This window comes from Mycobacterium sp. MUNTM1 (assembly GCF_054660795.1).
The window spans coordinates 18,387-44,773 of the sequence record NZ_BAAGDE010000002.1 but is presented as its reverse complement, the minus strand read 5'-3'; the positions used below and the strand labels follow the sequence as shown (position 1 = coordinate 44,773).

Here is a 26,387-nt window from a genome sequence, read left to right as displayed (position 1 = left end):
GCGCCGTCAGCCCAGGATCGGGAACCGGCGCTCGCCGGCGAGCCGCTGCAGCGCGGCTTCCATGACGGCGCGTACGTGGGCGTCGACCTCGTCGACGTCGGGGTCGGCACCGAACCGGGCGGTGACGTCGATCGGCTCGAGAACCTCGGTGACGACCTTTGCCGGCAGGGGCACGTTGGGCGGGAAGATGACGCTCAGTCCGAAGGGGAATCCGACGCTGATCGGCAGGATGTCCATCCGTGCCTTGGTTAGCCCGAGCTTGCGGGCCAGCCAGTTGCCCCGGGTCAGGAACAACTGGGTCTCCTGGGCGCCGATGGACACGGTCGGGACGATGGGAACCCCGGCTTCGATTGCGGTCCGCACGTAGCCGGTGCGTCCGTTGAAGTCGATGGTGTTGGCGCTGAAGGTGGGCCGGTAGGAGTCGTAGTCGCCGCCGGGGAACACCAGCACCACCGCGCCGGAATGCAGGGCGGTGGCGGCGTTTTCACGGCTTGCCTCGATCACCCCGAGGCGGCGCAGCCAGCCGTCCAAAGGCCCGATGAACAGTCCGTAGTGGCCCAGCGTGTAGACCGGTCGGTCGTAGCCGAACCTGTTGTAGAAGGCGGGCGAGAAGATCAGCACGTCCGGGGTCAGCATGCCGCCCGAGTGATTGGAGACCACCAGGGCTCCGCCCGACGCCGGGACGTTGTCGATGTTGCGCACCTCGGCCCGGTAGTACCGCTTGATGGCCGGTCCGAGCACCTTCGCCACCTGTTCGGTGAAAGCCGGATCCCATTTTGCGGTTTCGTGGTTGTCCGCCGCGTCCACACCGTTACCCTTCATGGCTCCCGCCGTCCGTTTCTGCACCCTTTGCTATTAATTGCCGGTGTGACGCCGGTCTCAAACCTGAGCCTTCGATCGACATATGCTACTCTCCATTTAAGAGAATGTCATATCCGTTTGCTGGGGGGCGAACGCGTAGCGGGGGAGCATGTCCGAAAAGGTTCTGGTCACGGGGGGTTTCGGACTTGTCGGCTCGCAAACGGTGCGGCGGCTAATTGCGGACGGCCATCGCGTCGTCGCGACCGACCTGGGCACCGCCCCCCAGCGCAAAGCCGCGGCGGCGCTGCCGGCCGGCGCCGAGGCACGCTGGGCGGATCTGACCGAGCCGCATCAGGTTGATCGGCTGCTCGCCGAGACGTCGCCCACCGCCATCGTCCACCTGGCCGCGGTGATCCCGCCGCTGATCTATCGCCAGCCCGCGCTGGGGCGTCGCGTCAACGTCGACGCGACCGTCACGCTGTTGCGCGCGGCGCAGTCGAGGCCGCATCCGGTCCGGTTCATCCAGGCGTCGAGCAACGCCGTGTACGGCGCGCGCAACCCGCACCGGCATCACGAGCTGTTGCGCCCGGACTCCCCGATGAATCCGGCCGACCTCTACGGCGCGCACAAGGCCGAAGCGGAACAGCACCTGCGGGCGTCGGATCTCGAGTGGGTCATCCTGCGCCTGGCCGGGGTGATCAGCGTCGAGCCGGACGCCATGCCGTTCAGCGTCGATGCGTTGTTCTTCGAGAGCGCCCTGCCGGCCGACGGCCGCATTCACACCGTCGACGTCCGCGATGTCGCGCGCGCGTTCGCCGCCGCGGTCACCGCGGATGTCGCCGGTGAGACGCTGCTGATCGCGGGCGACGAGTCGCACCTGCTTCGGCAGGGGGAGGTCGGTAAGTCGCTGGCCGCCGCGCGGGGTCTGGTCGACGTCCTGCCGGGCGGCCGGCCGGGCGATCCGGACAGCGACGACGACTGGTTCGTCACGGACTGGATGGATACCGTTGGGTCCCAGCAGCTCCTGCGATTCCAGAGCCATGCGTGGCCGGACATGCTCGCCGAGATGCGCGCGGCCGCCGGGTGGCGGCGCTACCCGATGCGGCTGATCTCGCCGCTGGCCCGACGGTTCCTCAAAAGCCGTGCGGCCTATCGGAATACGCCCGGGCGCTACGCCGATCCGTGGGGCGCGATCCGGGCCCGGTTGGGTGAGCCGCGCCCGGATGCCCCGTCGACGTAAGTAGTCGGTCTGACACGTCAGCCGGCGTCGCGCAGCAACGGCCGTTCCGTGGACGGCAATTCGACGGTGGGGCTCAGCTCGCCGAAGAGCTCGGTGGCGTCCGCGACGGTCCGATCGACGAACGACGCGAAATCGTTGAAGGAGGCGCCGTTTCGGATCCATTGCGACTTGCGGGCCGTCACGCCGATGCGCTGCGGGTCCGACGAGCCGTGCACGATCGCGGTGACCCCGCGGTCCAGGCGGTTCCACCGATCGCAGAAGTACGTCAGCCACGGGCGGTCGGCCGCCGGGAAATAGCATCCGGGAGTCACGCGGATGACCAACACGTCGTCGTGCGCGGGCGAAATCTCGAAGTGAACGTGCAAGCGCCGCGGGGTGTTGGTGACGAAGAAATATTCGCCGTCGTGGTGGCCGCGAAAATAGCGCCGCCCGCGGGTGCGCAGGTAGCGTTCGACCAGGTTCGCGCACAGCTGCTCATTCGTCATGAGTTCGATGGTGCTGCCCGCGGCTTGGGGAATGCTTGGAGCCGAGCGAAGCGGCACCGAAGAATCTGTTGAGAATTGGCTGAGCGAGCGCGGCCTTCCAGAAGTTTTGGCCCCGCTCAGCTGGGCTCGCGCCGTTCCACGATGCCGGCGCCGGGGCCCGGCACGGTGCGCGGCAGCGTGACCGAGAACCTGTACCTCTCGGGTCGGTAGTGAAACTCCACGACCTCGAGGGGTTTGTCGTCGTGGTCGTAGCTGGTGCGTTCGAGCACTAGCACGGGAGACCCCAGCGGCAGGTTCAGGGCGCCGGCCACCTCCAGCGACGCGCCGGCCGCATGAATCTCGTAGTTAGCTCGAGAGATCGGGACTTCCAGCCGGCGCTCCCACATCGTGTAGGTGCTTTCCATCGCCTGAGCGGTCTGCTCGTCGGTCGCGCTCTTCAGCAGTGGTTCCACCGCCGCGCCCAAGCCCGGTGGCAGGTAGGCGATCATCAGGGCGAGCGGCTGGTCACCGTCGCGAAAACGCCGGTGCACACACAGGACTTTGGGCAGGCCCAGTGCTTCGGCAATCCGTTGCGGGGCGTCTTCGACGCGGTGCGACAGGACGTCGACGTTCGGCGTGATGCCGGAGGCGGCGAGTACCTCGGTGATGGTGCGCACGCCGGGCCCGAGTTCTTGTTTGACCGGGTTGGCCACGAACGTGCCCAGGCCCTGCTTTCGGACCAGCCATCCCTGGCGCTCGAGCAGCCCGACCGCCGCGCGCACGGTCACCCGGCTCACGCGGGTGCGATCGATGAGCTCTCGCTCGGTCGGTAATCGTGCGCCGCGGGGCAGGCGCTGCTTGACGATGGCCGCCTTGAGGGCTTCGGCGAGTTGGGTGCTGGCCGGCACGCTGCCGCGGGATATCCGGAGGTCGGCGGAGTCGAGGTCCAGCTGATCGGGAGCCACGAGATGTATTAAAACGTTCTATGCGCGGGGCGTAAAGCAACGCGTCCCGGTGCGGGGCGCCCCGTCGACCGGATTACACTGGTGCCGAATGCTTTTCGCGCGTTTGCGTGGGTGAGGAGGACCGAAGGTGGCACTCACCGTGGAACGGTTCGACCACGTCGTCCTGAATTGCCGCGACGTCGAGGCCACCGCCGGGTGGTACGAGCGGGTGCTGGGCATGCGGCGCGAGACGTTCGGGCCGTCGGGGCGAACGGCGCTGCGCTTCGGGGATCAGAAGATCAACCTGCGACCGGTCGGTGCGTCGGCCGACGATCCCGACTGGTTCACCGGGGCGATCGAGGCTGCCGGCTCCGCGGACCTGTGCTTCATCACCCGCGCCAGCCCGGATGACGTCCGCGCCCACCTCGCCGCGTGTGGCGTGGACGTGATCGCAGGACCCGTCACCAAGACCGGGGCGCTGGGCGAGATGACCTCGCACTACTGCCGTGACGTCGACGGCAACCTGATCGAGATCGCCGTCTACTGAGGGTCGGCCAGCGGGTAGAGGGCCGGCAGATTGATCACGATGGCCTCCTGGCTGCTGCGCGCGATCACCACCTCGGCGGTGGTGTGTGGATCCGGGTTTTCCTCCCGGTGCGGCAGATACGGCGGGATGAAGACGTAATCGCCGGGCGCGGCGGCGATGCGGACCTCTCCGGTGCCGTCATGGAAGACGAATTCCGGGTTGCCGCTTCGTATATAGATGGCGGTCTCGGAGTCACCGTGATGGTGGTTGTCCGAAGCCGATTGCGGCGCCGCGTGCGTCTCGCCCATCCAGAGCTTCTCCGCGCCGACCGAGCTGCCGGACAGGGCGGCGAAGCGCCGCAATCCCTCCGATTGTGCTGTGTCGGAGCTGATTTCCGATGCCTTGATGTGGCGTACCCGGTTATTCCTACGGGCTGAGCGGGACGGATGCCTCGGCCGTGTAGCACAGGAAGGTCAGCGTCTCCTGAAGATAGAGCTGCACGTTGTCCGCGTCATGACTGGTGTACCCGATCGACACGTCGTGCCCTAATTGCAGATCGAAGTCGCCGCCGCGGGTGGTCAGCACGAAGGCGCCGTCGATGGCCGGCGCCCAGATGATGTCCCCGGGGACCAGCCGGTCGATGTGCTCGAGGATCGGATAGCCGTGCTCGGTCGTTTCGCTGACCTTCGTGTAGACGTCGGCGGACAGCAGCACCGAGTAGGGTCCGTCGACGCCGGCCAGCCGGAGTTTGGAGATCGCCTGGGTGATGACGTCGGGAATCTCGCGCGGATCCGCCGGCAGGGTCAGCGACTTGTTCGAACTGGCGGAGCGGATGCCCTCGATGGACGCCGCGGCGTAGCCCTCGAATATGGCCCGGTCTTCCACGAACGCCAGCTTCTTGGCGGCCTCCTTGACCGGGTCCCAGTCGGAGTCGTTGGCTCCGCGCTCGACGTTGTCGATCTCGTAGCGCGACAGCGTGAACGGAACCCGCAGTCGGACAAGGGGTTTGCTTTCCCGTAGGTGGGCCTCAACACCCTCGGTGGGGGCGGCCACGCTTGCCAGCCGACCGGTGCTCACCGCGGCGGTGACCGGCCCGCCCGGCTCGCTGACGTCGACCACCCGGCGCCCGGCGATGTGGCGTTTGAAGGTGCGGGTGGCCTCCAATTCGATTTCTTCCCAAGCTGCTTCGGTGACCGGTGCCAGGTCGCGGTAGAGGTTGTTCATGACGTGGGTCCTTTCAGGCTGCCGATCGAAAGTGAGCCGTTCTGTGTAACAGGCGTTTCCGCCACCGGCGCTGCGGGCAGCGGCGGTGGATCGTCGAGAAAGTCGAGGGTGGGGGAGAAGAACAGTCCGCCGGTGACGGCCGTGGAGAAGTCCAGGATGCGGTCGGTGTTGCCCGGCGGGTCGCCGAGGAACATGTTGCGCAGCATCCGTTCGGTGACTTGCGGCGTGCGCGAATAGCCGATGAAGTACGTGCCGTATTCGCTCTTGCCCAGCTCGCCGAACGGCATGTTGTGCCGCACGATCTTCAGTTCGGTGCCGTCGTCGTCGGTGATCACGTTGAGGGCGATGTGCGCGTTGCTCGGCTTGACGTCGTCGTCGAGCTCGATGTCATCGAGCTTGGTGCGGCCGATCACGCGCTCCTGCTCGGTGACCGGGATCGAATTCCACGACGACATGTCGTGCAGGTACTTCTGCACGTGCACATAGCAAGAGCCGGCGAAGTCGGGGTCCTCGTCGCCGACCGCGGTGGCGCTGGTGGCGAGTGCGCCGTCCGGGTTCTCGGTGCCGTCAACGAATCCGAGCAAGTCGCGGTTGTCGAAGTAGCGGAAACCGTGCACCTCGTCGACCACGGTGACCGCACCGGCCATCGATTTGAGGATCCGGTCGGCCAGCTCGAAGCAGACGTCCAGGCTCTCGGCCCTGATGTGGAACAACAGATCGCCGGGTGTGGCGGGAGCGGTGTGCCGCGGCCCGTGCAGCTCGGGAAACCGATGCAGTTCGGCGGGCCGCGGTCCGGAGAACAGGCGATCCCAGGCGTCGGAGCCGATCGAGGCGATCGCCGACAATCGCTTCTGCGGTTCGCGGAAACCGATGGCGCGCACCAGCCCGGGGATGTCGGGCAGCGCGTCGTGCACTGCCGTCTCGCCGCCGTCGTCGATGGTCACCACCAAAAAGATCGCCGCGGGGGTCAGCGGCGCAAGGATGGGTTGCGGCTGGACGGGAGGCACGTGGTCGACCCTAACGTGAACCGCGCAACGACGGACAGCCATGATGTTCAACATGTCCGGCGGGCCTCGAAACCAGGCGAAGTCCTCAGCGAGCGCGCAAGGACTCTGCGATTTCATCGACGCCTCTCCGTCGCCATTTCACGTGTGCGCCACGGTGGCCGCTCGGCTGATCGCTGCCGGATACACCGAACTGAGCGAGGCTAAACACTGGCCGTCCGAGCCCGGGCGCTACTTCACCGTGCGGGCGGGCTCGCTGGTCGCCTGGAATTCCGACGGCGCCGACGGGCCGTTCCGAATCGTGGGAGCGCACACCGACAGTCCCAACCTCCGGGTCAAGCAGCATCCCGACCGGGTGGTCGCCGGCTGGCGGGTGGTGGCGCTGGAACCCTATGGGGGCGCGTGGCTCAACTCGTGGCTGGACCGCGATCTGGGCGTCAGTGGTCGCCTGTCGGTGCGGGCGGACGACGAAGCCGGCGGGATCGCGCACCGGCTGGTGCGCATCGACGAGCCGATCCTTCGAGTCCCGCAGCTGGCGATCCATCTGGCAGAGGACCGTAAGTCCCTGACGCTGGACCCGCAGCGGCACGTCAACGCGGTGTGGGGTGTCGGGGACACGCCGCGGTCATTCGTCGATTACGTTGCGGAGCGTGCCGACGTGGCGGCAACCGACGTGCTTGCGGCCGATCTGATGACTCACGACCTGACTCCCGCCGCGGTGATCGGCGCCGACGCCAGCCTGCTGAGCGCGCCCCGGCTGGACAACCAGGCCAGTTGCTACGCGGGGCTGGAGGCGCTGCTGGCCGTGGAACGGGCCGGGGCTCACCTGCCCGTGTTGGTGATTTTCGATCATGAGGAGGTCGGCTCGTCGTCGGATCACGGCGCGCAATCCGACCTGCTGGGCACCGTGCTGGAGCGAATCGTGCTGGCGGCCGGGGGTAGCCGCGAGGATTACCTGCGCCGGCTGCCGGCCTCGCTGTTGGCCTCGGCGGACATGGCGCACGCCACCCACCCCAACTACCCGGAGCGACACGAGCCCGGTCACCCGATCGCGGTCAACGCCGGGCCGGTGCTCAAGGTGCACCCGAATCTGCGCTACGCCACCGATGGCCGCACCGCCGCGGCGTTCGCGCTGGCCTGCCGGCAGGCCGGAGTGGAGTTGCAGCGCTACGAACACCGGGCCGACCTGCCGTGCGGATCGACGATCGGACCGTTGACCTCGGCGCGCACGGGCATCCCCACCGTCGACGTCGGCGCCGCTCAACTGGCTATGCATTCCGCGCGGGAGTTGATGGGCGCGCACGACGTGGCCGCCTACTCGGCCGCGATGCAGGCTTTTCTGTCACCCCGCTGACCTACGATCCGGCCATGACGCTCAACGTAGAAATGGTCACATTCGACTGCAACGACCCCGCGGGTCTGGCCGGTTGGTGGGCCGAGCAGTTCGGTGGTACGACGCAGGAGTTGCTCGCCGACGAGTTCACCGCGGTGACGTTGGGGGAGGGACCCAAACTCGGATTCCAGAAGGTGCCCGACCCCACTCCCGGGAAAAACCGCGTGCACCTCGACTTCAGCGCCGCCGACGTCGACGGCGAGGTGACGCGGCTGAAGGCCGCCGGAGCCGGCGAGGTCGGCCGGCACAGCTTCGGCGACAACTTCCGCTGGGTGGTGCTGGCCGACCCCGAGGGCAACGTGTTCTGCGTCGTGGGGCAGTAACTCGCCCTCAGCCCTGGGCGAGGAAAAGCGGGTCGTAGCGGATCACGTTCTCCACGACGATCCCGTCGCGGGTGCGGACCCGGTCGATGCCGCGGATCTCGAACGGTCCGTCCGGGCCGGTGCCGCGGCCGACGTAGTGCAAAAACACCAGCTCCTCGCCTTCGGCGGCGGCTGGCACGGTGGCGCTGTCGACCACCTCGAGCTTCAAATCCGGTGCAGCGGCCAGTATTTCGGCGATCTTCGCCGTGTAGGGCTCGATGCCGCGAACCGGCTCCGGATCGCCGGGCCAGTAGCCCACAATGTCCTCGGCGAGGATGTCGAAGCCGCGCGACATGGTGGGTGCGGCCCAGTATGCCGCGAAAACCTCGGCGCTGAATTTCGGGGCGGATTGAACGTCCGTCATGGTTCCTCCTTGGATCGGGCGCTCCGATCGAGCGCGTAGGGCAAGCGTGTCGGCGCGCTGTGCGGCCGCGCAATTACCTCCGAGGTCATCGCAGTGAATGCGCCCGCGTGGTTACCGTTGCCTGGTGAGCCATGCGGCGGTTGGTGAGTTGTTGCGCGAATGGCGGACGCGCCGACGGGTGAGCCAGCTCGATCTGTCGCTGAGCGTCGGTGTGTCGGCGCGGCATCTGAGCTTCATCGAGACGGGACGCTCGCGCCCCAGTCCGGAAATGGTGCTCACCCTGGCCGACGGCCTTGATATCCCGCTGCGGGAACGCAACACACTGCTGCTCGCCGCCGGTTTCGCGCCGCGCTACCAATCGCGTCCGTTCGAGGATGCCGCGCTCGCCCCGGCTCGGGACGCGGTGCAGCGCCTGCTCGACGCGCACCACCCCTACCCGGGCATCGTCATCGACCGGTGCTGGAACATCGTGGGGACCAACGCGGCGGCCTCCGCGCTGACCGCCGGCCTACCCGAGGAGCTGCTGGGGCCGCCGGCCAACGTCTACCGGTTGTGCTTGCACCCCGACGGCCTGGCGGGGCGAACGCTGAATTTTGCGGACTGGGCGGGTTATCTGCTGCACCAGCTGCGGCGCACCATGGCGCTCACCAGCGACCCGGGATTGGCGGCACTCGATGAGGAGGTACGCGACTATCCGGGGGTCGCGGCCGCGGCCGAAGCGCGGCGCGGGACCCCGGACAGCGCGTCGCTGCTGATTCCGTTCGTTCTCGACGCCGGCGGGGGCCGACGCCTGTCGATGTTCACGACGCTGACGACGTTCGGGACGCCACTCGACGTCACCCTGTCCGAACTGGCCGTCGAATTGTTCTACCCCGCCGACACCGAAAGCGCGGACCTGCTCCGCGGCGGATAGGTCCCGCCTGGCCGGGGGGTCGGCCATCTCGGCGCCAGCACCGCGCCCAGCCCTAGACTGTCTGGCGTGACTGTCTCCGGGACGAGTGCGCGCACCCAGGCCATCGACACCGTCGAGCACGCCGCCACCACTCCCGACGAACCGCAGCCCTTCGCCGAGCTGGGCCTCAAAGACGACGAATACCAGCGCATCCGCGAGATCCTCGGCCGTCGCCCCACCGACACCGAGCTGGCGATGTACTCGGTGATGTGGAGCGAGCACTGCTCCTACAAGTCGTCCAAGGTGCACCTGCGCTACTTCGGCGAGACCACCACCGACGAGATGCGCGCCGGCATGTTGGCCGGCATCGGCGAGAACGCCGGCGTCGTCGACATCGGCGACGGCTGGGCGGTCACCTTCAAAGTCGAGTCGCACAACCACCCGTCCTACGTCGAGCCCTATCAGGGTGCGGCCACCGGAGTCGGCGGGATCGTCCGCGACATCATGGCGATGGGCGCGCGGCCGGTCGCGGTGATGGACCAGCTGCGGTTCGGCGCCGCGGATGCGCCGGATACCCGTCGCGTGGTCGATGGCGTGGTGCGCGGGATCGGCGGCTACGGCAACTCGTTGGGCCTGCCCAACATCGGCGGCGAGACCGTCTTCGATGCGTGCTACGCCGGCAACCCGTTGGTGAATGCCATGTGCGTCGGTGTGCTGCGCCAGGAGGACCTGCACCTGGCCTTCGCTTCGGGCACCGGCAACAAGATCATCCTGTTCGGTGCCCGTACCGGGCTGGACGGCATCGGCGGGGTGTCGGTGCTGGCGTCGGACACCTTCGACAGTGAGGGCTCCCGCAAGAAGCTGCCCTCGGTTCAGGTCGGCGACCCGTTCATGGAGAAGGTGCTCATCGAGTGCTGCCTCGAGCTGTACGCCGGCCATCTCGTGGTCGGCATCCAGGACCTGGGCGGTGCCGGATTATCATGCGCCACTTCGGAATTGGCGTCAGCGGGCGACGGTGGGATGGCGATCCAGCTCGAGACCGTGCCGCTGCGCACCAACCAGATGACGCCCGCGGAGATCCTGTGCAGCGAGTCGCAGGAGCGGATGTGCGCCGTCGTCACCCCGGAAAACGTCGACGCCTTCATGGCGGTGTGCCGCAAGTGGGACGTGCTGGCCACGGTGATCGGCGAGGTCACCGACGGCGACCGGTTGCGGATCACCTGGCAGGGCCAGACGGTCGTCGACGTGCCGCCGCGCACCGTCGCTCACGAAGGCCCGGTCTACCAGCGCCCGGTCGCCCGCCCCGACACGCAGGACGCGCTGAACGCCGACAGCTCGACGCGGTTGCCACGGCCGGCAACCGGTGACGAACTGCGCGCGACTTTGCTTGCGCTGCTGGGCAGTCCGCACCTGTGCAGCCGCGCGTTCATCACCGAGCAGTACGACCGGTACGTGCGCGGCAACACCGTGCTGGCCGAGCACGCCGACGGCGGCGTGCTGCGGGTCGACGAATCCACCGGCCGCGGCATCGCTTTGTCGACGGACGCGTCCGGCCGCTACACGAAGCTCGATCCGTATACCGGCGCCCAGCTCGCCCTGGCCGAGGCCTACCGCAACGTCGCCGTCACCGGGGCGGCCCCGGTCGCGGTGACCAACTGCCTGAATTTCGGTTCCCCCGAAGACCCCGGAGTGATGTGGCAGTTCTCGCAGGCGGTACGCGGTCTCGCCGATGGCTGTGTGGCACTGGGCATTCCGGTGACCGGCGGCAACGTCAGCTTCTACAACCAGACGGGGTCGACGGCGATCCTGCCCACCCCGGTGGTCGGGGTGCTCGGCATAATCGACGACGTCGGCCGGCGCATCCCCACCGGTCTGGGCACCGAGCCCGGGGAAACCCTGATGCTGCTCGGGGATACCCGCGACGAGTTCGACGGTTCGATCTGGGCGCAGGTGACCGCCGACCATCTCGGCGGGCTGCCGCCCAAGGTCGACCTGGCCCGCGAGAAGCTGCTTGCCGAGGTGCTGCGTTCGGCGTCGCGCGACGGCCTGGTGTCCGCGGCGCACGACCTGTCCGAGGGCGGCCTGGCGCAGGCCATCGTCGAAGCCGCCTTGGCCGGCGAAACCGGTTGTCGCATCGTGCTTCCCGAGGATGCCGATCCGTTCGTGACGTTGTTCTCCGAGTCGGCGGGGCGGGTGTTGGTGGCGGTGCCGCGCACCGAGGAGAGCCGGTTCCGCTCAATGTGCGAGGCGCGGGGGCTGCCCGCGGTGCGCATCGGCGTGGTCGACCACGCGTCCGACGCGGTGGAGGTGCAAGGACTGTTCACGATCTCGCTGGCCGAACTGCGCGAGACCTCCGAGGCGGTGCTGCCGCGGCTCTTCGGATGAGTGCCCGCAGCGAAACCTGATGTCTGACAGGCGTTTCCGTCAGGCTGGCGCGTTGTCTCTGGCCTCCGCGCTGGTCGGCTGGAGCTTAGTCAGTCCCCGGTTGCCGGCCTCGTGGCGACCGGTGGCGCAGGCCGCCATGGGCGGCCTGCTGGTGTCGATAACGCGTGCGCCCCTGGGCCTGTGCCCGCCCCGATTGCTGGCCGGCCTGCGGCTGGGGTCGCTGGTCGCGTCGCCGACGGCTTGCGCGGTCGCAGCGACCACCCTGCTGCCGCCGGTGCGCCGCTCGATGGCCGGCCGCGAGCCGCCGACAACGGCCCCGGACTGGCTGCTGCTGCGAATACCGGTGGGCACCGTGTGGTCGGAGGAGTCCGCCTTCCGCAGGGCGCTGGCCGGGGTCGGGTCCGCCGCTTTCGGGCCACGCGGCGGACGGTTGTTGCAGGCCGGCGCTTTTGGCCTGTCGCACATCGCCGATGCGCGCGCGACGGGTGAGCCGGCGACCGCGACCGTGCTGGTCACCGGGATCGCGGGCTGGCTCTTCGGTTGGCTGGCCGACCGGTCGGGCAGCCTGGCCGCACCCATGCTCGCGCACCTGGCCGTCAACGAAGCCGGGGCGATCGCCGTGCTGGCCGTGCGGGCGTCGGACCGCTGACTTTTGAGACCCTGGGGTATGGCCCCGCGCGACAAAGCCGATCCGGCGAAGACCCGGCAGGCCGTGCTGGCCGTCGCGGACTGGCTCCGCGACGAAACTCGGCCGGCGCCCGATCGGCAGGACCTGGCGACGGCCGTGCGCCTGACCGCCCGCACCCTGGCCGCCGTGGCGCCGGGGCGGAGCGTGGAGCTGCGCATCCCGCCGTTCGTCGCCGTGCAGTGCGTCGCCGGGCTCACCCACACCCGGGGGACGCCGCCCAATGTGGTGGAAACCGACCCGCGGACCTGGCTGCTGCTGGCCACCGGAATGTCGTCGTTCGCCGAGGCCCAGAGCACCGGTGCGCTGCGGCTTTCCGGTTCACGGGCCGGTGAGATTGGACACTGCCTGCCCCTGTTCGATGTGGGCTGAACATAACCCTGAACTGCAGGTTTAGGCATTTTGGTGGGCAATTCGTCGCTCAACACGCCCGGGGGATTCGTCGACGCGGCTTCGGTGCCCGTAGACTCCGTTACGTCACCAACCGTTCCCCGGGGAGCTGCCTAATCGTGACCGTCCAAGAGCCCGAAGAGGATTTCAGCGCACCCCGTGAAGAATGCGGTGTATTCGGGGTCTGGGCCCCGGGCGAGGACGTCGCCAAACTCACCTATTACGGCTTGTATGCGCTGCAGCATCGCGGTCAGGAAGCCGCCGGCATCGCCGTCGCCGATGGGTCCCAGGTGTTGGTCTTCAAAGACCTCGGCCTGGTCAGCCAGGTGTTCGACGAGCAGACGCTGGGCGCCATGCAGGGCCACGTCGCCATCGGCCACTGTCGCTACTCGACGACCGGCGACACGACCTGGGAAAACGCGCAGCCGGTATTCCGCAATACCGCGGCCGGCACCGGGGTTGCGTTGGGACACAACGGGAACCTGGTCAACACCGCCGAGCTCGCCGCCCGCGCGCGCGACGAGGGCCTGATCGCCAAGCGCGCCCCGGCGCCCGCGACCACGGACTCGGACATCCTGGGCGCGCTGCTGGCCCACGGCGCGGCCGACGCCACCCTGGAGCAGGCGGCGCTGGACCTGCTGCCGACCGTGCGCGGCGCGTTCTGCCTCACCTTCATGGACGAGAACACCCTGTACGCGTGCCGCGATCCGCATGGGGTGCGGCCGCTTTCGCTCGGACGGCTGGACCGCGGCTGGGTGGTGGCCTCCGAAACGGCGGCGCTCGACATCGTCGGCGCGTCGTTCGTGCGTGACATCGAGCCGGGAGAGCTCCTGGCGATCGACGCCGACGGCGTCCGCTCCACCCGCTTCGCCAACCCCACCCCGAAGGGCTGCGTCTTCGAGTACGTCTACCTCGCGCGACCGGACAGCACGATCGCCGGCCGGTCCGTCCACGCCACCCGGGTGGAGATCGGTCGCCGGCTGGCCCGGGAGCGTCCCGTCGACGCCGACCTGGTGATCGGGGTGCCCGAGTCGGGCACGCCCGCCGCGGTCGGATACGCGCAGGAGTCGGGCATTCCCTACGGCCAGGGCCTGATGAAGAACGCCTACGTCGGGCGCACTTTCATCCAGCCGTCGCAGACCATCCGCCAACTCGGTATCCGGCTGAAGCTCAACCCGCTTCGCGAGGTGATCCGCGGCAAGCGACTGATCGTCGTCGACGACTCCATCGTGCGCGGTAACACCCAGCGCGCCCTGCTGCGGATGCTGCGCGAGGCCGGCGCCGTCGAAGTGCACGTCCGGATCGCCTCGCCCCCGGTCAAATGGCCCTGCTTCTACGGCATCGACTTCCCGTCGCCGGCCGAACTGATCGCCAACGCGGTCGAAGACAAGAAGGAGATGCTCGAGGCGGTGCGGCACGCCATCGGCGCCGACTCGCTGGGCTACATCTCGCTGCGCGGCCTGGTCGCGGCCTCCGAACAGCCGGCATCCCGACTGTGCACCGCGTGCTTCGACGGCCAGTATCCGATCGAACTGCCCGGCGAAACCGCGTTGGGCAAGAACGTCATCGAGCACATGCTCGCCAATGCCGCGCGCGGCGCCGGCCTCGAGGATCTCGCGGCCGACGAAGTGCCCGTCGTGCACTGAAAGAACCCGGTTGCACACCTTCGCCGACGTTTGATACCGGCCGTCAGCGCCGCCCGGTAGCCTTTATCGCGATGACGGATCCCGGAAAGAGCCCCGGACGCCACCACGGCAGTCAGGGCATCACCTACGCGTCGGCCGGGGTGGACATTGAAGCCGGCGATCGCGCCGTTGAATTGTTCAAGCCGCTGGCCACAAAAGCCACGCGACCCGAGGTTCGGGGCGGCCTGGGCGGATTCGCCGGCCTGTTCGCGCTACGCGGCGACTACCGCGAACCGCTGCTCGCGGCGTCCACCGATGGTGTCGGCACCAAGTTGGCGGTCGCCCAGGCGATGGACAAGCACGACACCGTCGGGCTGGACCTGGTCGCGATGGTGGTCGACGACCTGGTGGTGTGCGGCGCGGAACCGCTGTTCCTGCAGGACTACATCGCGGTGGGCCGCACGGTGCCGGAACGGTTGAGCGCCATCGTCAGTGGCATCGCCGAGGGATGTGTGCGGGCCGGCTGCGCCCTGCTGGGCGGCGAGACGGCCGAACACCCCGGTCTGATGGAACCGGACCACTACGACATCTCGGCCACCGGCATCGGTGTCGTCGAGGCCGACGACGTGCTGGGGCCCGACCGGGTCAAACCCGGCGACGTCATCATCGCGATGGGCTCGTCCGGCCTGCACTCCAACGGGTATTCGCTGGCGCGCACCGTGCTGCTCGAGATCGACCGGATGAACCTCGAGGGCTATGTGGAGGAGTTCGGCCGCACCCTGGGCGAAGAGCTGCTCGAACCCACCCGCATCTACGCCAAGGACTGCCTGGCCCTCGCGGCCGAGACCCACGTCCGCACCTTCTGCCACGTCACCGGCGGCGGGCTGGCTGGCAACCTGCAGCGCGTCATCCCGCACGGGCTGGTCGCCGAGATGGACCGCGGCACCTGGACGCCCGCTCCGGTCTTCGCCATGATCGCCCAGCGCGGCCGGGTGACGCGCGAGGAGATGGAGAAGACGTTCAACATGGGCGTCGGCATGATCGCCATCGTGGCTCCCGAGGACACCGACCGCGCGCTGGCCATCCTGACCGCCCGGCATTTGGACTGCTGGGTGCTGGGGACCGTCGGCAAAGGCGGAAAAGAGGGCCCGCGGGCCAAGATGGTGGGTCAGCACCCGCGATTCTAGGGAGCTCGGACTCCGGTACAACTAACGCGGCGCCGGTGCACTCGCATCGGCGCCAGGGCGTTGGCTCTAGCGCCGCCAGCTGTCCTGGTCGTCCCAGGATTCGTCGGATCCGTCGCTGTCCAGGTCGTTGGACTCGTCCGAACCCGTCCCGGACAGCTCTTGCTGAAGCCGCTGGAAGTCGGTCTGCGGAGAACTGTATTTGAGTTCTCGAGCAACCTTGGTCTGCTTTGCCTTAGCCCGGCCGCGGCCCATGGGGGAACCCCCTCGCGCAATAACGGAGCGGCCTAACGAGTAGGCGGCTCCGATCTCCTGGTGTCGTATTGTCCTACCAACAGTTTACCGTGCCCCGCCACCGGGCGTTGGCGCCCCCTGCTTGCTGTGGCGGACGTTACCGTTCATTATCCCGCACCGCCCCGCAACCGTTCAACAGCTAACCGTCCGGCGCCGATCTGTTCGGTTTCAGGCAGGGAATCGGCATCGATCACCGCGGCCACCGAGGCCTGCGGTCCGGTCGCCAGTTCCGTGTCGGCGGGTAGCCCGCGCTTCAGCAGCGCCAGCGCTATGGGCCCGAGATCCACGTGGTCGACGACGGTGCCGAGGCGGCCGACCGTGCGGCCGCCGGCGAGCACCGGATCCGCGGTCGACGGCCGGTCCACCGACCCGTCGAGGTGCAGCAGCACCAGCATGCGGGGCGGCCTGCCCAGGTTGTGCACCCGCGCGACGGTCTCCTGCCCGCGGTAACAGCCTTTGTCCAGGTGGACGGCCCCGGCGCCGGGACCGCCGATCCATCCGACCTCGTGCGGAATCGTGCGGTCATCGGTGTCGACGCCGAGGCGGGGTCGCACCGCCGCGACGCGGCGGGCTTCGTAGGCCCACACGCCGCTGGGTCGCACCCCGGCCTGCACCAGGCGATTTCGCCAGTCATCGACGGCGGCGCGCGGAACCAGCAGGTCGAGCTCGATCGGGCCGCCCGGCGTGCCCGGCATCCGCCGTACGAAGCCGTCGCCGACGGCAACCGCGGTCAGCTCGGCGGGCAGCGCGTCCACCCCGAGCACGTCGAGGACCGCCTTGTCAGCCAGCTTCGGACCGAGCAACGACAGTACGGCCAGCTCGGCGCCGGCCGGGGTGACCTCCGACCAGAACACCATTTTGCGCAGGTATTGCAGCAGCGGCTCGGCCCGCCACGGCTCGGTGTCGAGGTAGGTGATGCCGGCCAGCTCGGTCTGGATCCAGTGATCCTCGACGCGGCCCTGGCCGTCGAGGCTGAGGTTCTGCGTGCTGGCGCCGTCGGGCAGGTCGCTGACGAATTGCGTCGAGATGCTGTGCAACCAGGTCTGCCGGTCGTTTCCGGTCAGGGTGAGCACGCCGCGATGCGAGCGGTCGATGAGTATCGCCTCGGTGTCGGCCGCGCGCTGCTCGCCGAGCGGGTCGCCGTAGTGCCAGACGGCGCCGGCGTCGGGTCCGGTGTCGGGTGCGGGAACAGCGCGGGTCACGAGTCAACTCTACGGATTGGCGAGCGCGTGCACGCCGGCGTCGCCCCGCTTGCGGTCCCGGGTCGGGTGCCATTGGATAGGCTTCTCCATCATGGCCGGGCAGAAGGGTGTGATCGTCACGCTGGACGGCGAAATGCATTCGCCCGACGCGCCCCTGCTGCACGCGGACGACCTGGCGGCCGTCCGCGGCGACGGTGTGTTCGAGACGCTGTTGGTCCGCGACGGCCGGGCCTGTCTGATCGAGTCGCATCTGCAGCGGCTGACTCAGTCGGCCGCGCTGACCGATCTGCCCGCGCCCGATCTGCCACGGTGGCGCAGCGCGATCGAGGTGGCCACCCGGCAGTGGTGCGCGGGCAGCGCCGACGAGGGCGCGATGCGGTTGATCTACAGCCGCGGGCGCGAGGGCGGTTCGGCGCCGACGGCCTTCGTCATGGTCAACGCCGTTCCCGAGCGGGTGACGGCGGTCCGGCGTGGCGGGCTGGCGGCGATCACGCTGGAGCGCGGGCTGCCCGCGACCGGTGTCGATGCGATGCCGTGGCTGCTGGCCGGCGCCAAGACCCTGTCCTACGCGGTCAACATGGCGGCCCTGCGCCATGCCGCCCGCCAGGACGCCGGTGACGTGATTTTCGTCAGCACCGACGGCTACATCCTGGAAGGCCCCCGCTCGACGGTGGTGATCGCCACCGCGTCCGAGACGCCGTGCCTGCTGACCCCGCCGCCGTGGTATCCGATTTTGCGCGGCACCACCCAGCAGGCCCTGTTCGAAGTGGCCAGGGACAAGGGATATGACTGCGACTACCGGGCGTTGCGCGTCGCGGATCTGGATGCCGCCCAAGGTGTTTGGCTGATCTCCAGCATGACCTTGGCCGCCCGCGTGCACACCCTCGACGGTCGTCCGCTGCAGCCGTCACCGATGGCGGCGGACTTCGCCGAACTGATCGACGCCGCCATCGTCAGCGATCGCTGAGCGCTGAATTCTGTTGTCGGCTGGCCGATTCGCCGGTACGGTCGGTCGTACACAAGGAAGGAGGTGGTCCGCGAATTGTTAGCTTCATGGACATGTGAGGTGGCTGCGCGCTAGCAGCACCTGCTCGGAAGAGCTGGCGTCACAAGTGCGCTAGCGAATTCCCCGCAGTCACCCGGCCCCCGAGCTTCCGGTTTTGTCCAACCAGGAACACGGCTCGGGGGCCGCTCCATGTCTGCAGGCAGTTACTGGCTCGCCCTCGCGGCGATCTCCCCGGCGAGCTTGCCGGCCTGACCGGTGCCGGCGTCCGGGCCGCACACCAACAGGTCGACGACCACACTGGACGCCGCGTGCAGCGCGTGGTGGCACACTCGGGTGCCGTCCGCTTCGGTCCGCTGCTGGTAAACCTTCGGCGGGGCCCCGGTGACGTCACCGAACGTCCACCCCGACGACTTGCCGTTGAAGCTCATCGTGATCGACTGCCCGGCGCACGCCCTCCACTTGCCGGCCGTCGCCGCCACGAACGCGGCGGCCTTCTCCGGCGACGAGAACGCCGCGACGGCCTCGTACACCCGGTGCGGCGCGTTCTCGCCGGCGGTGTGCACGGCCTGCCCGCTGACCGCGGTGTAGCCGTCCGCTCCCTGATAGGCCGTATTTTCGATGGGCTCCCAGGCGGCTTTGCAGTTCGGGTTGGACAGCGTGGCCCTCAGGTTGCGCAGCTGTGCGGCCTTCTCGGAGACCACCAGGTTCTGGTCGCCGATGATGGGGCCGATCTCGGCGGGGCCGAGCAGATACGAGTCCAGCTTCGAGCCGTTCGAGCCATTCGTGGCCGTCGGCCCCGAACCGGCGGCGGGTTCCGCACCGGCACCGGGTGCCGAGTTCGGGCCGGCCTTGGGCGTTTTGGCTTTGCCGCCCTGCGTCGCCAACATGACGACGATCGCGATCGCGGCGATCACCGCGACGGCGGCGCCACCGATGATCAGCAGCCGCTTGTTGGATCCGCCGCCCGCTGCGGGCGGCACGGGCGCCTTCGGTGCCGGTGCCGGCGCCGGCCCTTTCGCGACGGTCGTCGCCGCCTGTGCCGTGGCGGCGGCCGCCGGGCCTCCCGCCGCGCCGTTCTTGGCCTCGATTTCGGCCAGCACGTTGTCGATTTCGGTTCGGGTGCGGTAGGTGACGTCGTGGCGCAGGCGCAGCATGCGCAGCAGTTGGGCGATGTCACCGCGGGCGCTGGGGTCGTCGCCGTCCTCGTCGAAGCCCGACCGCAGCTCGATCAGCAGTTGGGTCTGCTGCTGCGGGCTGAGCTCCTTTTCGGCGAGGATGTTGCCCAGCCGGGTGATGTAGCCGAACGGCACCGGCGGCTCGTCGGGCAGCGGGTCCGGCAACGGCACCGGCTTGCTCTGCAGGGCGTGCACGGCGGTGACCAGTTGGATGCCCGCGTCGACGGTCGGCTCGCGGTAGTCGATGATCTGCAATGCGGCAAGGGGATTCACGCGCATGCTGTCGACGTCGCCGATGCGGACGGGCAGGATCGGCCGGTTGAGGGCCCTCGCATAGCGCAGCTCGGCTTGGCTGGGCTTGGACTGCAGCCAATTGTTCGACAGCGCGACGATGAACACGTCGCACGAGCGGATCTGCTCCAAGATCTTGTTCCACCAGGAATCGCCGCCGCCGAGCTCCTGATCGAACCACACCTGCTGCTGTCCGCGCCGCAACGCGTTCGTCAGGGCGTCGACCGTCGACCGGTCTTGGCTCGAGTAGCTGATGAACAGCGCCATCGAAGTCTCCTTGGGTGAGGCGGAGCGAACGGCGAAAGTCTCGGATGCGGCTATTTCACATGCGTCGATACCGTATCAGTGTTGGGCCCTATCAGAAGGCGTAAATCCGCTGCCAGTCGGGTTGTCAGCGGCCGCAACTAGGCCGTGCCGCCGTCGAGAACGCGGGCGTCTTCAAAGGGGTGGACCTTGGCGTAGCGGCGCGCGAATTCCGCTCCGGGCACCGGCCATTGCTCGCCGCCTTGCCCACGAACCACCCAGTCCCCGTCGGCGGCCGTGGTGGGGCCCTCCAGGGTGTTGATGGTCTCGCCGGGCTCGGCCGGGCGGGCCTGCACCCGTCCCTTCCGTCGCCACCGCCCATCGCCGGCGGGCTCGTAGGTGTCGCGGAAGATGTCGTCGCGCACGGACCAGAGCTTGCCGTCTTCGGTGATCGCCCAGTCGCCCGGGGCCGCGCGCATGATGTGGCCCGAATCCGACGTCCACGTCCAGCCGGCGCTGCGCTGCTCCGCGGCGACCGTCCCCACCCGGCAGAAGGATTGCCACAGCGGGCGGGAACGAAAGCCCAGCTGCCGCAGGCTCCACAGAGTGCCGGCCAGACTGCGAACGGCGGCGTTGAGCAGATCCGGGTTGCCTTCGACCGTCGGCCAATCGACCAATTTGTCGTGGATCTTGCGCGAATCATCGCGCGGCACACCGTATTTCCAGCCGTTGCGGCGGTAGTAGCGACACCAGTCCTCATGCTCCGCGCGGGCCATGTTCATCGCCGCGTGATCGTCGAAGCCCATCAGTGCCAGCTGTTCCAGCGGCGCCAACCCCGCCATGTCGCTCCCGGATAGCTGGGCCGGCGGGCTGCCCCAGGTGTTCCAGCTATGTCCGGCGATCTGTTCGACCATCCACAACGCGTTACGCACCTGACGCCGGTTGGAGCCGCGGTAGAACTCATTGAGCTCGGCCCACGGCATCGCGGCGGCCGACCGGGGCGCCGCCGGGTCGATCGTCGAGACGTAGCGCTCGTGGATCAGCCTCGCCGCGCGTTCCCAGGCGTCCTGAACCAGGCCCTCCTGGGTGTCGAGCACCAGCGAGTAGGACTGCAGCCGGCCGACGACCTGGATCGAGTCGTCGCTGATGCTGGTGTTGAGATCCGAGGCGTGGATGGGCATTTCGGGAAACCGGGCGGCCAGCCGGGCCGCCGTGGTGGCGGCGTGGGCGTCCACGAAGATCACCGCGCAGGTCGCCGGGTCGGCCTCGCCGATCAACTTCAGCATGGTCGGTACGGTCGGAGCCTCGGCCACCGCGTCGATGGCCGGCCCGTCGGACATGAATCCCGCCTGCTGCCGGTAGAACTCGTGATCGGCCAGGTAGTCCTCGGCGTCGCGCTCGACCAGGGTGAGCGCGGGCAACGGCACCGCGTCGGGCGGGGTGTAGAAGTCGCGCTCCAGCGCGCGCTGGGTCAGATTCGCACACAGGGCCAGCGTCAATTGTGAAGTGCCGCAGACGAACACACGTTGTGTTCGGTGCGTCGCGTTGAGGGCGTCGAGGAGTCTGTCCGCGGTCACCTCGTATTTGCCGACGACGTCGGCGGCCCAGCGGGTGTCCGAGCCGCCGAACTGCTGGGCGCGCCACGCCTGGGCCAGCCACGGGTCGTCCATGCGCACGATCAGCGGCAGCCGCCGCTTGTGGGCGACCTCGGAGAGGCGACGACTGATCAGGTCGAGCCACATCAGGTTGACGGCCGGGTCCGGTGCCATCAGATAGAGCCGGGAAAGATTGCGCCACAACCGAAGTGAAACCAGCGTGGACGGCGTGTTGAAGTCCACCAGCACCACCCGGGCGCCCTGCCTGCGGGCCCGTGCCACCCGGTCGTCGCTGGCGCCGGTGATGACGACCAGGGTGCCGCGGCGGTCCAGCGTCCGGGCGACCGCGCTGATCATCGACTGCGTGTCGGCGTCGACACCGACGATGGCGGTGACAGAGTCGGCCAGGTTGGCGCGCAGCCGGTCCACCTGGGACCGGAACACGCCGACCACCACGCCGCCCAGGCCGGTGAAAATCGCCGCCAGCGCCGCGATCCGGGCCAGCTCGAGCCCGACCGGCGTGGGGTTGGGGCAGGTTCGCCCGCTCACCGAGAAGTCGCCGGTGCCACCCTTGACCAGGCTGGCCGTCGCCATCAGCGGGGTGAAGAAGGCCGGATGGTTCGCGTCGTGACATCCCCAGTACGAGGTGAGGCCCAGGACCGCGCCCATGCTGACGAGCGCAGCGATCACGGTGAACGAAACCCCCACCACCCGATGGCTGCTGTCGGATCGGAAGGTCAGCACGCACGCCGCGATCAGCACGGTGACCACGATCGCCAGCGTCGGCATCGATCCCGGCCGGCCGAACCACCCGAGCGACGGCGGCAGCGCGTCGAGTACCGAGGGCCGCAGATCCAGGACGGCCAAATACAGGATCAGTAGCAGGCCGGTGCCACTCACCGCGTGCCGCAGCGCAGGCGGGGCTGACCGTTTGGGACGCATCCGATCGACCTCCCTTCCCGGGCATATCGTCGACCATCGGATGCTCGGACGTCGAACAGTACACGCAGAAAGTCCGGCCGCGGGCCGGTTGACTAGCCCGCGAAGCGGGACAGCCGCGCGGAGAGATGCGGCACCAGGCCGCCGTCGGCGTCCACCCGCTCCTCGACGTAGGCGAGGTCGCCGCCCTCGACGATGCCGTAGAGGCGTTTGGCGCCACCGACCAGCACACCCGATCTGCTGCGGGCCAGCGCGTCGGTGACCAGCTCCCACGACGACTGGGTCAGCGGGCGGCCGTAGAACAGTTCGACGTAGCCCGCCGAATGGGCCAGCAGCAGTTCGATCGCGTGGGATTCGCCGGGGTCGTCGGGGTCGGGGACAAAGCGCCAGAAACCGGTCTCGCGTAGGCCGCGTTCCTCGTAGTCGCCCGTCTCGCTGAGCCGCCAGGATCGGGCTTCCCAGTTCAGGTAGTCGCCGCCGTCGTGGGAGACCACGATCTGTTGGCCGAACCGGTAATCGCCGTCGTGCCCACGGCCTTCGCCTTCGCCGCGCCACACACCCACCAGCGGCAGCAGCGCCAGCAGGTCATCGCTCAGGTTGGCGCCCTCGCGCAGGTTCGCGGTGTCGGCGGGCAGGGGCAGGTCATCGTAGGACGGGATGTTGCGGCCGGCGGTCAGCTTGGCGCGCTCGGCGGCTGCGGCCACCGCCCGGTCGCCGGAACCGGCGGAACTCAGCGGTTCGTCGGCACTCACGACTCGTCAGTGATGAGCCGATAGAGGGTGTACAGGGCGAACCATGAAATCACCACGACCGCCACAACCAGCATGATCTCGAAGAACAGCACCACGGGGACAAGTCTATTCGTCCCGCGGCGCCGCCGTCGGGGGCGGCTGGCGAGTCAGGCGATCTTGACGTCGACCTCGTGGATGCCCGCGCCGGACGGCGCCACCACGGCGTCGCCGTTGCCGGCCTTCGACAGGGCGCGCAGGGTCCAGGATCCCGGTGCGGCGAAGAACCGGAAGTCACCGGTGGCCGACGCCACCACCTCGGCGGTGAACTCGTCCGAGGAGTCCAGCAAGCGGACGAACGCGCCCCCCACTGCCTGGCCCTCGCCGTCCACGACGCGACCGGTGATCACCGTCTCCTTCTCCAGGTCGACGCTGGCGGGCAACGTCAGTCCTTGTTTCGGTGCAGAGCACATATCAGCTTCCCAACTCGATCGGGGCACCCACCAGGGAGCCGTATTCCGTCCAACTTCCGTCGTAGTTCTTCACATTCCGATGCCCGAGCAATTCATAGAGAACGAACCAGGTGTGCGACGACCGCTCGCCGATGCGGCAGTAGGCGATCGTCTCCTTGTCGCCGTCCAGGCCGGCGCCGGCGTAGAGCTTGGCCAGTTCCTCGTCGGACTTGAAGGTGCCGTCCTCGTTCGCGGCCTTGCTCCACGGCACGTTGATGGCGCCGGGGATGTGGCCGGGCCGCTGGCTTTGTTCCTGTGGCAGGTGCGCGGGCGCCAGGATCTTGCCGGAGAACTCGTCGGGGGAGCGCACGTCGACCAGGTTCTTGACGTTGATGGCGGCGATGACGTCGTCGCGGAACGCCCGGATACTGTTGTCTGGCGCGGCGGCGGTGTACGACGTCGCCGGTCGGCTGACGGGGTCGCTGGACAGCGCGCGGCCGTCGAGTTCCCATTTCTTGCGGCCGCCGTCGAGCAGCTTGACCTTGTCGTGGCCGTACAGCTTGAAGTACCAGTAGGCGTAGGCGGCGAACCAGTTGTTGTTGCCGCCGTAGAGGATCACGGTGTCGTCGTTGGAAATGCCCCGCTCGCTGAGCAGTTTGGAGAACTGCTGGGCGTCGACGAAGTCGCGTTTGACCGGGTCCTGCAGGTCGGAGCGCCAGTCCAGCTTGATCGCGCCGGGGATGTGGCCGGCGTCGTAAGCGCTGGTGTCTTCGTCGACTTCGACGAAGACGACGCCTGAGGCGTCGAGATTGCTCTCAGCCCAGTCGGTCGAGACCAGGACGTCGGAGCGTGCCATGGGGTGGATCCTTTCAATCGCTTTTGTTACAGCAGGTCAGGTGGGACGCGCAGGGCGTCGGAAGCGGGCCACCAGCGGGTAGAGCTGGCAGCCCAGGCAGATGCCGAAGGCCGCGTTGAGAAACGCGGCCGCCAGGGCGGCCGCGGTGGCGATGACGCCGAACAGGACGGCGCCGCTGGCGAATCCGGCGGTTCCGAGCACCGCGAAGATCAGGCCGACGAGTTGGGCGAACTTCAGCGGTGGGGTCGGTTCACGCTCCTGCACCGGACCCAGCCGCGGGGCGACGAAGGTGGCGAAGATCCGGCCGTACGGGTGCTTGCGCGGCCCGCGGGCCGCGCCGATGGCGAAGATGACGGCCTGGGCGGCCAGGATCACCGCGGCGGCCAGCGGACTTGCCGTGGACACGACGAGCGCGATCACCAGGACTGCGGTGGTGACCCAAGCTGCGAATCGTGGTCCACGCACGTCGACCAGGTCGGGCTGCGTGGTGGTGTTGCTGCTTGGCAAGGTAGAAACTCCTCGATACCTCTGTTGCTGACGGAAACGACGAATGGAGACGTGCCACGGTCTGGAACCCGGGCCGCTCCGAGTGCTACGCGGAAGCGCGGCTACTCAGCAGCAACAGCAACAACAACAGCCCGCAGTGCGGCACAGTTCGACTGCGCGACGCTGGGTGAGCGTGGGCTCGAGGCGGGCTAACACGTCGGTCAGCTTACCCAATGACATGGTGGTCAAGCCAACAGCGGTTTCAGGGCGGAGCGCAGGTCGGCGCTGCTGGGCACCCCGGACGTGCGGTACCGCTGCCGGCCGTCGACGTCGAAGATCAACGTGGTGGGCAGGGACAGCACCGAATACCGGCGTGCGGTCTCCGGATTGGCGTCCAGGTCGACCTCGACGTGCGCCACGTCGCCCAGGTCGTCGCAGACCTGCTCGACGACCCGGCGGACCCGGTCACAGGGCCCGCACCACGGGGCGCTGAAGTGCACCACGGTCGGCCCGCTGCGGGACAGCCCCAGCGCCGCGATATCGGCGTCGGTATCCCGATCCGGCTCGGCGCCGACTTCACGGATGCGTCCGGAGCGCCGGGTCAGCAACCACCCGGCCAGGGTTGCCACGGCCAGCACCGCGACGATCACGACGACTGCGGTCATCTGAGCCCCTCCTCCTCATCGCTTCGCTCTGCATCGTCGTTGGCGCGGGTCATGACTGTTTAAACCCATCGAGGGTCACGGTTACTCCATGGGTGATGCCCTCGATGATGACGTCGGATCCCCGGGCGCCCTCGGTGGTCGGCGCGACCCCGAAGGGCAGCCGCTGGTTGGGCAGTCTCGCGCTGAAGGCGTGCAGCGCGGCGCCCTGTTTGTCCGCCGGCACGGTCTGGTTGGCCGTGTCCGAGCCGGTGAGCACGCCGGTCGGGGTGAACACCAGCGTCGCCGGGTCTTCGGGGGCGATGGACAGGTCGACCGAGACGCTGACCCGGCGATCGAAGCCCGCCGATTTGGGTGTGCCGGTGAACACCAGCCCGTGGCTGTCCGAGATGCCCGACGCGGTCACGCCGCCGGTGGAGGTGTTGGTCACCTTGGGCGGTGCCTCGACCATCAGGTCGCTGATGCCCATGAACCGGCCCAGGTGCGTCGAGTCGATGATGATGCGGCTCTCCAGCTTGCCCACCGCGAGCTGCGCATCCGGGCTGATCAGCCATGACGCCCGGGCCAGGTCCACCGAGTACATCGTGGCCTCCAGCGTGGCCTTGCCGGTCATCGAGTGCTCGACGGCGTTCGCCTTGATCTCCACCTGGCTGTAGTTGCCGCGCATCGCCTGCGGAAGGAAGGGAAACGCCACGATCGCCACGAACGGGTCGCTGCCCAGCCTGGCCGCGTTACGGACGCTGGACGACAGCCGGTATTCGGCATAGATGCTGGTCCCGTAGTCGAAACCGATCGCGCCGAGTGCGATCACCGCGACCAGGATCGCCGTCGCGGTCACAGCAATCAGCACCTTGCGCACCCGCACATTGTGGCCCAACACCGGAAAGCGGGTCGCCGCCGGATCGGTCGTGGCGGCGCTCACACCGGTTCGTCTGCCACGCGAAAAAACCAGGTGACACGTTATCGTTAGATGAC

At 68.5% G+C, this 26,387-nt stretch carries 28 protein-coding genes and 1 pseudogene; 11 read left to right on the top strand and 18 right to left on the bottom strand.

All coding sequences use genetic code 11. The features are described from left to right. Positions 1-6: 6 nt before the first annotated feature. Positions 7-822 carry a lysophospholipid acyltransferase family protein gene (locus ACYQ8K_RS01735; protein WP_459966665.1) on the bottom strand — a complete coding sequence of 272 codons (816 nt, stop codon included), beginning with the start codon at positions 820-822 and terminating at the stop codon, positions 7-9. Positions 823-970: 148 nt separating this feature from the next. Between ACYQ8K_RS01735 and ACYQ8K_RS01730 the strand changes: the two genes are divergently transcribed. After that, positions 971-2,041 carry an NAD-dependent epimerase/dehydratase family protein gene (locus ACYQ8K_RS01730; protein ID WP_459966664.1) on the top strand — a complete coding sequence of 357 codons (1,071 nt, stop codon included), beginning with the start codon at positions 971-973 and terminating at the stop codon, positions 2,039-2,041. 17 nt (positions 2,042-2,058) lie between these two features. Here ACYQ8K_RS01730 and ACYQ8K_RS01725 read toward each other — a convergent pair whose 3' ends face one another. Together ACYQ8K_RS01725 and ACYQ8K_RS01720 are read right to left on the bottom strand one after the other, a co-directional pair. Continuing rightward, positions 2,059-2,526 carry a hypothetical protein gene (locus ACYQ8K_RS01725; protein ID WP_459966663.1) on the bottom strand — a complete coding sequence of 156 codons (468 nt, stop codon included), beginning with the start codon at positions 2,524-2,526 and terminating at the stop codon, positions 2,059-2,061. 116 nt (positions 2,527-2,642) lie between these two features. Continuing rightward, positions 2,643-3,470, bottom strand: a complete 828-nt coding sequence (locus ACYQ8K_RS01720) for an Rv0792c family HTH-type transcriptional regulator (RefSeq protein WP_459966662.1) — start codon at positions 3,468-3,470, stop codon at positions 2,643-2,645. Positions 3,471-3,597: 127 nt separating this feature from the next. Between ACYQ8K_RS01720 and ACYQ8K_RS01715 the strand changes: the two genes are divergently transcribed. Next, a complete protein-coding gene (locus tag ACYQ8K_RS01715; protein ID WP_459966661.1) occupies positions 3,598-3,996 on the top strand; it encodes a VOC family protein in 399 nt (132 codons plus the stop codon). Here the strand turns inward: ACYQ8K_RS01715 and ACYQ8K_RS01710 are convergent. The 3 genes and pseudogenes from ACYQ8K_RS01710 to ACYQ8K_RS01700 all read right to left on the bottom strand — a co-directional run. Further along, a pseudogene (locus ACYQ8K_RS01710) lies at positions 3,990-4,397 on the bottom strand (cupin domain-containing protein); the annotation flags it as partial. The gene ACYQ8K_RS01715 and the pseudogene ACYQ8K_RS01710 overlap by 7 nt on opposite strands. 4 nt (positions 4,398-4,401) lie before the next feature. Continuing rightward, positions 4,402-5,199 carry a family 1 encapsulin nanocompartment shell protein gene (locus ACYQ8K_RS01705; protein WP_459966659.1) on the bottom strand — a complete coding sequence of 266 codons (798 nt, stop codon included), beginning with the start codon at positions 5,197-5,199 and terminating at the stop codon, positions 4,402-4,404. Further along, entirely contained in the window at positions 5,196-6,248 is a 1,053-nt protein-coding gene (locus ACYQ8K_RS01700) for a Dyp-type peroxidase (RefSeq protein ID WP_459966658.1), read from the bottom strand. Before ACYQ8K_RS01700 ends, ACYQ8K_RS01705 begins: the two co-directional genes overlap by 4 nt. Before the next feature lies 1 nt (position 6,249). Between ACYQ8K_RS01700 and ACYQ8K_RS01695 the strand changes: the two genes are divergently transcribed. Both ACYQ8K_RS01695 and ACYQ8K_RS01690 read left to right on the top strand, forming a co-directional pair. After that, positions 6,250-7,557: a M18 family aminopeptidase gene (locus ACYQ8K_RS01695; RefSeq protein ID WP_459966822.1), complete on the top strand. Its 1,308-nt coding sequence runs from the start codon at positions 6,250-6,252 to the stop codon at positions 7,555-7,557. A 14-nt stretch (positions 7,558-7,571) separates the two neighbouring features. Then, positions 7,572-7,919, top strand: a complete 348-nt coding sequence (locus ACYQ8K_RS01690) for a VOC family protein (RefSeq protein WP_459966657.1) — start codon at positions 7,572-7,574, stop codon at positions 7,917-7,919. Positions 7,920-7,926: 7 nt separating this feature from the next. Here ACYQ8K_RS01690 and ACYQ8K_RS01685 read toward each other — a convergent pair whose 3' ends face one another. Continuing rightward, a complete protein-coding gene (locus ACYQ8K_RS01685) occupies positions 7,927-8,322 on the bottom strand; it encodes a nuclear transport factor 2 family protein (protein WP_459966656.1) in 396 nt (131 codons plus the stop codon). A 124-nt stretch (positions 8,323-8,446) separates the two neighbouring features. Between ACYQ8K_RS01685 and ACYQ8K_RS01680 the strand changes: the two genes are divergently transcribed. From ACYQ8K_RS01680 to purM, 6 genes are all read left to right on the top strand, one after another. Then, positions 8,447-9,235: a helix-turn-helix domain-containing protein gene (locus ACYQ8K_RS01680; RefSeq protein ID WP_459966655.1), complete on the top strand. Its 789-nt coding sequence runs from the start codon at positions 8,447-8,449 to the stop codon at positions 9,233-9,235. Positions 9,236-9,301: 66 nt separating this feature from the next. Then, entirely contained in the window at positions 9,302-11,599 is a 2,298-nt protein-coding gene (gene purL, locus ACYQ8K_RS01675; protein ID WP_459966654.1) for a phosphoribosylformylglycinamidine synthase subunit PurL, read from the top strand. A 19-nt stretch (positions 11,600-11,618) separates the two neighbouring features. Then, complete coding sequence (locus ACYQ8K_RS01670) at positions 11,619-12,248, top strand: Rv0804 family intramembrane glutamic endopeptidase (RefSeq protein WP_459966653.1); 630 nt, start codon at positions 11,619-11,621, stop codon at positions 12,246-12,248. 18 nt (positions 12,249-12,266) lie between these two features. Next, positions 12,267-12,656, top strand: a complete 390-nt coding sequence (locus ACYQ8K_RS01665) for a sterol carrier family protein (protein WP_459966652.1) — start codon at positions 12,267-12,269, stop codon at positions 12,654-12,656. 137 nt (positions 12,657-12,793) lie between these two features. Continuing rightward, positions 12,794-14,320, top strand: a complete 1,527-nt coding sequence (purF, locus tag ACYQ8K_RS01660; RefSeq protein WP_459966651.1) for an amidophosphoribosyltransferase — start codon at positions 12,794-12,796, stop codon at positions 14,318-14,320. A gap of 71 nt (positions 14,321-14,391) precedes the next feature. Continuing rightward, positions 14,392-15,486 (top strand): phosphoribosylformylglycinamidine cyclo-ligase, encoded by a 1,095-nt coding sequence (gene purM, locus ACYQ8K_RS01655; RefSeq protein WP_459966650.1) that lies wholly within the window; start codon positions 14,392-14,394, stop codon positions 15,484-15,486. 66 nt (positions 15,487-15,552) lie between these two features. Here the strand turns inward: purM and ACYQ8K_RS01650 are convergent, their stop codons facing one another. Both ACYQ8K_RS01650 and ygfZ read right to left on the bottom strand, forming a co-directional pair. Further along, entirely contained in the window at positions 15,553-15,738 is a 186-nt protein-coding gene (locus ACYQ8K_RS01650) for a DUF3073 domain-containing protein (RefSeq protein WP_459966648.1), read from the bottom strand. Between the two features lie 146 nt (positions 15,739-15,884). Beyond that, on the bottom strand, positions 15,885-16,979 hold the full coding sequence (ygfZ, locus tag ACYQ8K_RS01645; protein ID WP_459966647.1) for a CAF17-like 4Fe-4S cluster assembly/insertion protein YgfZ: 1,095 nt from the start codon (positions 16,977-16,979) through the stop codon (positions 15,885-15,887). Between the two features lie 109 nt (positions 16,980-17,088). Between ygfZ and ACYQ8K_RS01640 the strand changes: the two genes are divergently transcribed. After that, a complete protein-coding gene (locus tag ACYQ8K_RS01640; protein WP_459966820.1) occupies positions 17,089-17,946 on the top strand; it encodes an aminodeoxychorismate lyase in 858 nt (285 codons plus the stop codon). Positions 17,947-18,188: 242 nt separating this feature from the next. On the opposite strand, the gene ACYQ8K_RS01635 is transcribed toward ACYQ8K_RS01640, so the two are convergent. The 9 genes from ACYQ8K_RS01635 to lmeA form a co-directional block, all read right to left on the bottom strand. Continuing rightward, a complete protein-coding gene (locus tag ACYQ8K_RS01635) occupies positions 18,189-19,718 on the bottom strand; it encodes a sensor domain-containing protein (protein WP_459966646.1) in 1,530 nt (509 codons plus the stop codon). 137 nt (positions 19,719-19,855) lie between these two features. Then, positions 19,856-22,231 carry a hypothetical protein gene (locus tag ACYQ8K_RS01630; protein WP_459966644.1) on the bottom strand — a complete coding sequence of 792 codons (2,376 nt, stop codon included), beginning with the start codon at positions 22,229-22,231 and terminating at the stop codon, positions 19,856-19,858. 92 nt (positions 22,232-22,323) lie between these two features. After that, positions 22,324-22,980 (bottom strand): heme-binding beta-barrel domain-containing protein, encoded by a 657-nt coding sequence (locus ACYQ8K_RS01625; RefSeq protein ID WP_459966642.1) that lies wholly within the window; start codon positions 22,978-22,980, stop codon positions 22,324-22,326. A gap of 146 nt (positions 22,981-23,126) precedes the next feature. Then, positions 23,127-23,429: a DUF1416 domain-containing protein gene (locus ACYQ8K_RS01620; protein ID WP_007777644.1), complete on the bottom strand. Its 303-nt coding sequence runs from the start codon at positions 23,427-23,429 to the stop codon at positions 23,127-23,129. A 1-nt stretch (position 23,430) separates the two neighbouring features. Then, positions 23,431-24,264, bottom strand: a complete 834-nt coding sequence (locus tag ACYQ8K_RS01615; RefSeq protein ID WP_459966641.1) for a sulfurtransferase — start codon at positions 24,262-24,264, stop codon at positions 23,431-23,433. A 36-nt stretch (positions 24,265-24,300) separates the two neighbouring features. Continuing rightward, a complete protein-coding gene (locus ACYQ8K_RS01610) occupies positions 24,301-24,771 on the bottom strand; it encodes a DUF4395 domain-containing protein (protein ID WP_459966640.1) in 471 nt (156 codons plus the stop codon). Positions 24,772-24,876: 105 nt separating this feature from the next. Further along, positions 24,877-24,990 (bottom strand): putative leader peptide, encoded by a 114-nt coding sequence (locus tag ACYQ8K_RS01605; RefSeq protein WP_459966638.1) that lies wholly within the window; start codon positions 24,988-24,990, stop codon positions 24,877-24,879. 5 nt (positions 24,991-24,995) lie between these two features. After that, positions 24,996-25,415: a thioredoxin family protein gene (locus ACYQ8K_RS01600; RefSeq protein WP_459966637.1), complete on the bottom strand. Its 420-nt coding sequence runs from the start codon at positions 25,413-25,415 to the stop codon at positions 24,996-24,998. 49 nt (positions 25,416-25,464) lie between these two features. Then, positions 25,465-26,277 carry a mannan chain length control protein LmeA gene (gene lmeA, locus ACYQ8K_RS01595; protein WP_459966819.1) on the bottom strand — a complete coding sequence of 271 codons (813 nt, stop codon included), beginning with the start codon at positions 26,275-26,277 and terminating at the stop codon, positions 25,465-25,467. Between the last annotated feature and the right edge of the window lie 110 nt (positions 26,278-26,387).

What these genes read in the sequence shown, in the direction of transcription:
- ACYQ8K_RS01705 (WP_459966659.1), bottom strand. Translation starts at nt 5,199, where the DNA reads ATGAACAACCTCTACCGCGACCTGGCACCGGTCACCGAAGCAGCTTGG.
- ACYQ8K_RS01735 (WP_459966665.1), bottom strand. Translation starts at nt 822, where the DNA reads ATGAAGGGTAACGGTGTGGACGCGGCGGACAACCACGAAACCGCAAAA.
- ACYQ8K_RS01725 (WP_459966663.1), bottom strand. Translation starts at nt 2,526, where the DNA reads ATGACGAATGAGCAGCTGTGCGCGAACCTGGTCGAACGCTACCTGCGC.
- ACYQ8K_RS01690 (WP_459966657.1), top strand. Translation starts at nt 7,572, where the DNA reads ATGACGCTCAACGTAGAAATGGTCACATTCGACTGCAACGACCCCGCG.
- ACYQ8K_RS01650 (WP_459966648.1), bottom strand. Translation starts at nt 15,738, where the DNA reads ATGGGCCGCGGCCGGGCTAAGGCAAAGCAGACCAAGGTTGCTCGAGAA.
- ACYQ8K_RS01605 (WP_459966638.1), bottom strand. Translation starts at nt 24,990, where the DNA reads ATGTCATTGGGTAAGCTGACCGACGTGTTAGCCCGCCTCGAGCCCACG.
- ACYQ8K_RS01620 (WP_007777644.1), bottom strand. Translation starts at nt 23,429, where the DNA reads ATGTGCTCTGCACCGAAACAAGGACTGACGTTGCCCGCCAGCGTCGAC.
- purM (WP_459966650.1), top strand. Translation starts at nt 14,392, where the DNA reads ATGACGGATCCCGGAAAGAGCCCCGGACGCCACCACGGCAGTCAGGGC.
- ACYQ8K_RS01600 (WP_459966637.1), bottom strand. Translation starts at nt 25,415, where the DNA reads ATGACCGCAGTCGTCGTGATCGTCGCGGTGCTGGCCGTGGCAACCCTG.
- ACYQ8K_RS01730 (WP_459966664.1), top strand. Translation starts at nt 971, where the DNA reads ATGTCCGAAAAGGTTCTGGTCACGGGGGGTTTCGGACTTGTCGGCTCG.
- ACYQ8K_RS01635 (WP_459966646.1), bottom strand. Translation starts at nt 19,718, where the DNA reads ATGGCGCTGTTCATCAGCTACTCGAGCCAAGACCGGTCGACGGTCGAC.
- ACYQ8K_RS01665 (WP_459966652.1), top strand. Translation starts at nt 12,267, where the DNA reads ATGGCCCCGCGCGACAAAGCCGATCCGGCGAAGACCCGGCAGGCCGTG.
- ACYQ8K_RS01685 (WP_459966656.1), bottom strand. Translation starts at nt 8,322, where the DNA reads ATGACGGACGTTCAATCCGCCCCGAAATTCAGCGCCGAGGTTTTCGCG.
- ACYQ8K_RS01615 (WP_459966641.1), bottom strand. Translation starts at nt 24,264, where the DNA reads ATGGCACGCTCCGACGTCCTGGTCTCGACCGACTGGGCTGAGAGCAAT.
- ACYQ8K_RS01670 (WP_459966653.1), top strand. Translation starts at nt 11,619, where the DNA reads ATGTCTGACAGGCGTTTCCGTCAGGCTGGCGCGTTGTCTCTGGCCTCC.
- ACYQ8K_RS01700 (WP_459966658.1), bottom strand. Translation starts at nt 6,248, where the DNA reads ATGGCTGTCCGTCGTTGCGCGGTTCACGTTAGGGTCGACCACGTGCCT.
- ACYQ8K_RS01630 (WP_459966644.1), bottom strand. Translation starts at nt 22,231, where the DNA reads ATGCGTCCCAAACGGTCAGCCCCGCCTGCGCTGCGGCACGCGGTGAGT.
- ACYQ8K_RS01695 (WP_459966822.1), top strand. Translation starts at nt 6,250, where the DNA reads ATGTTCAACATGTCCGGCGGGCCTCGAAACCAGGCGAAGTCCTCAGCG.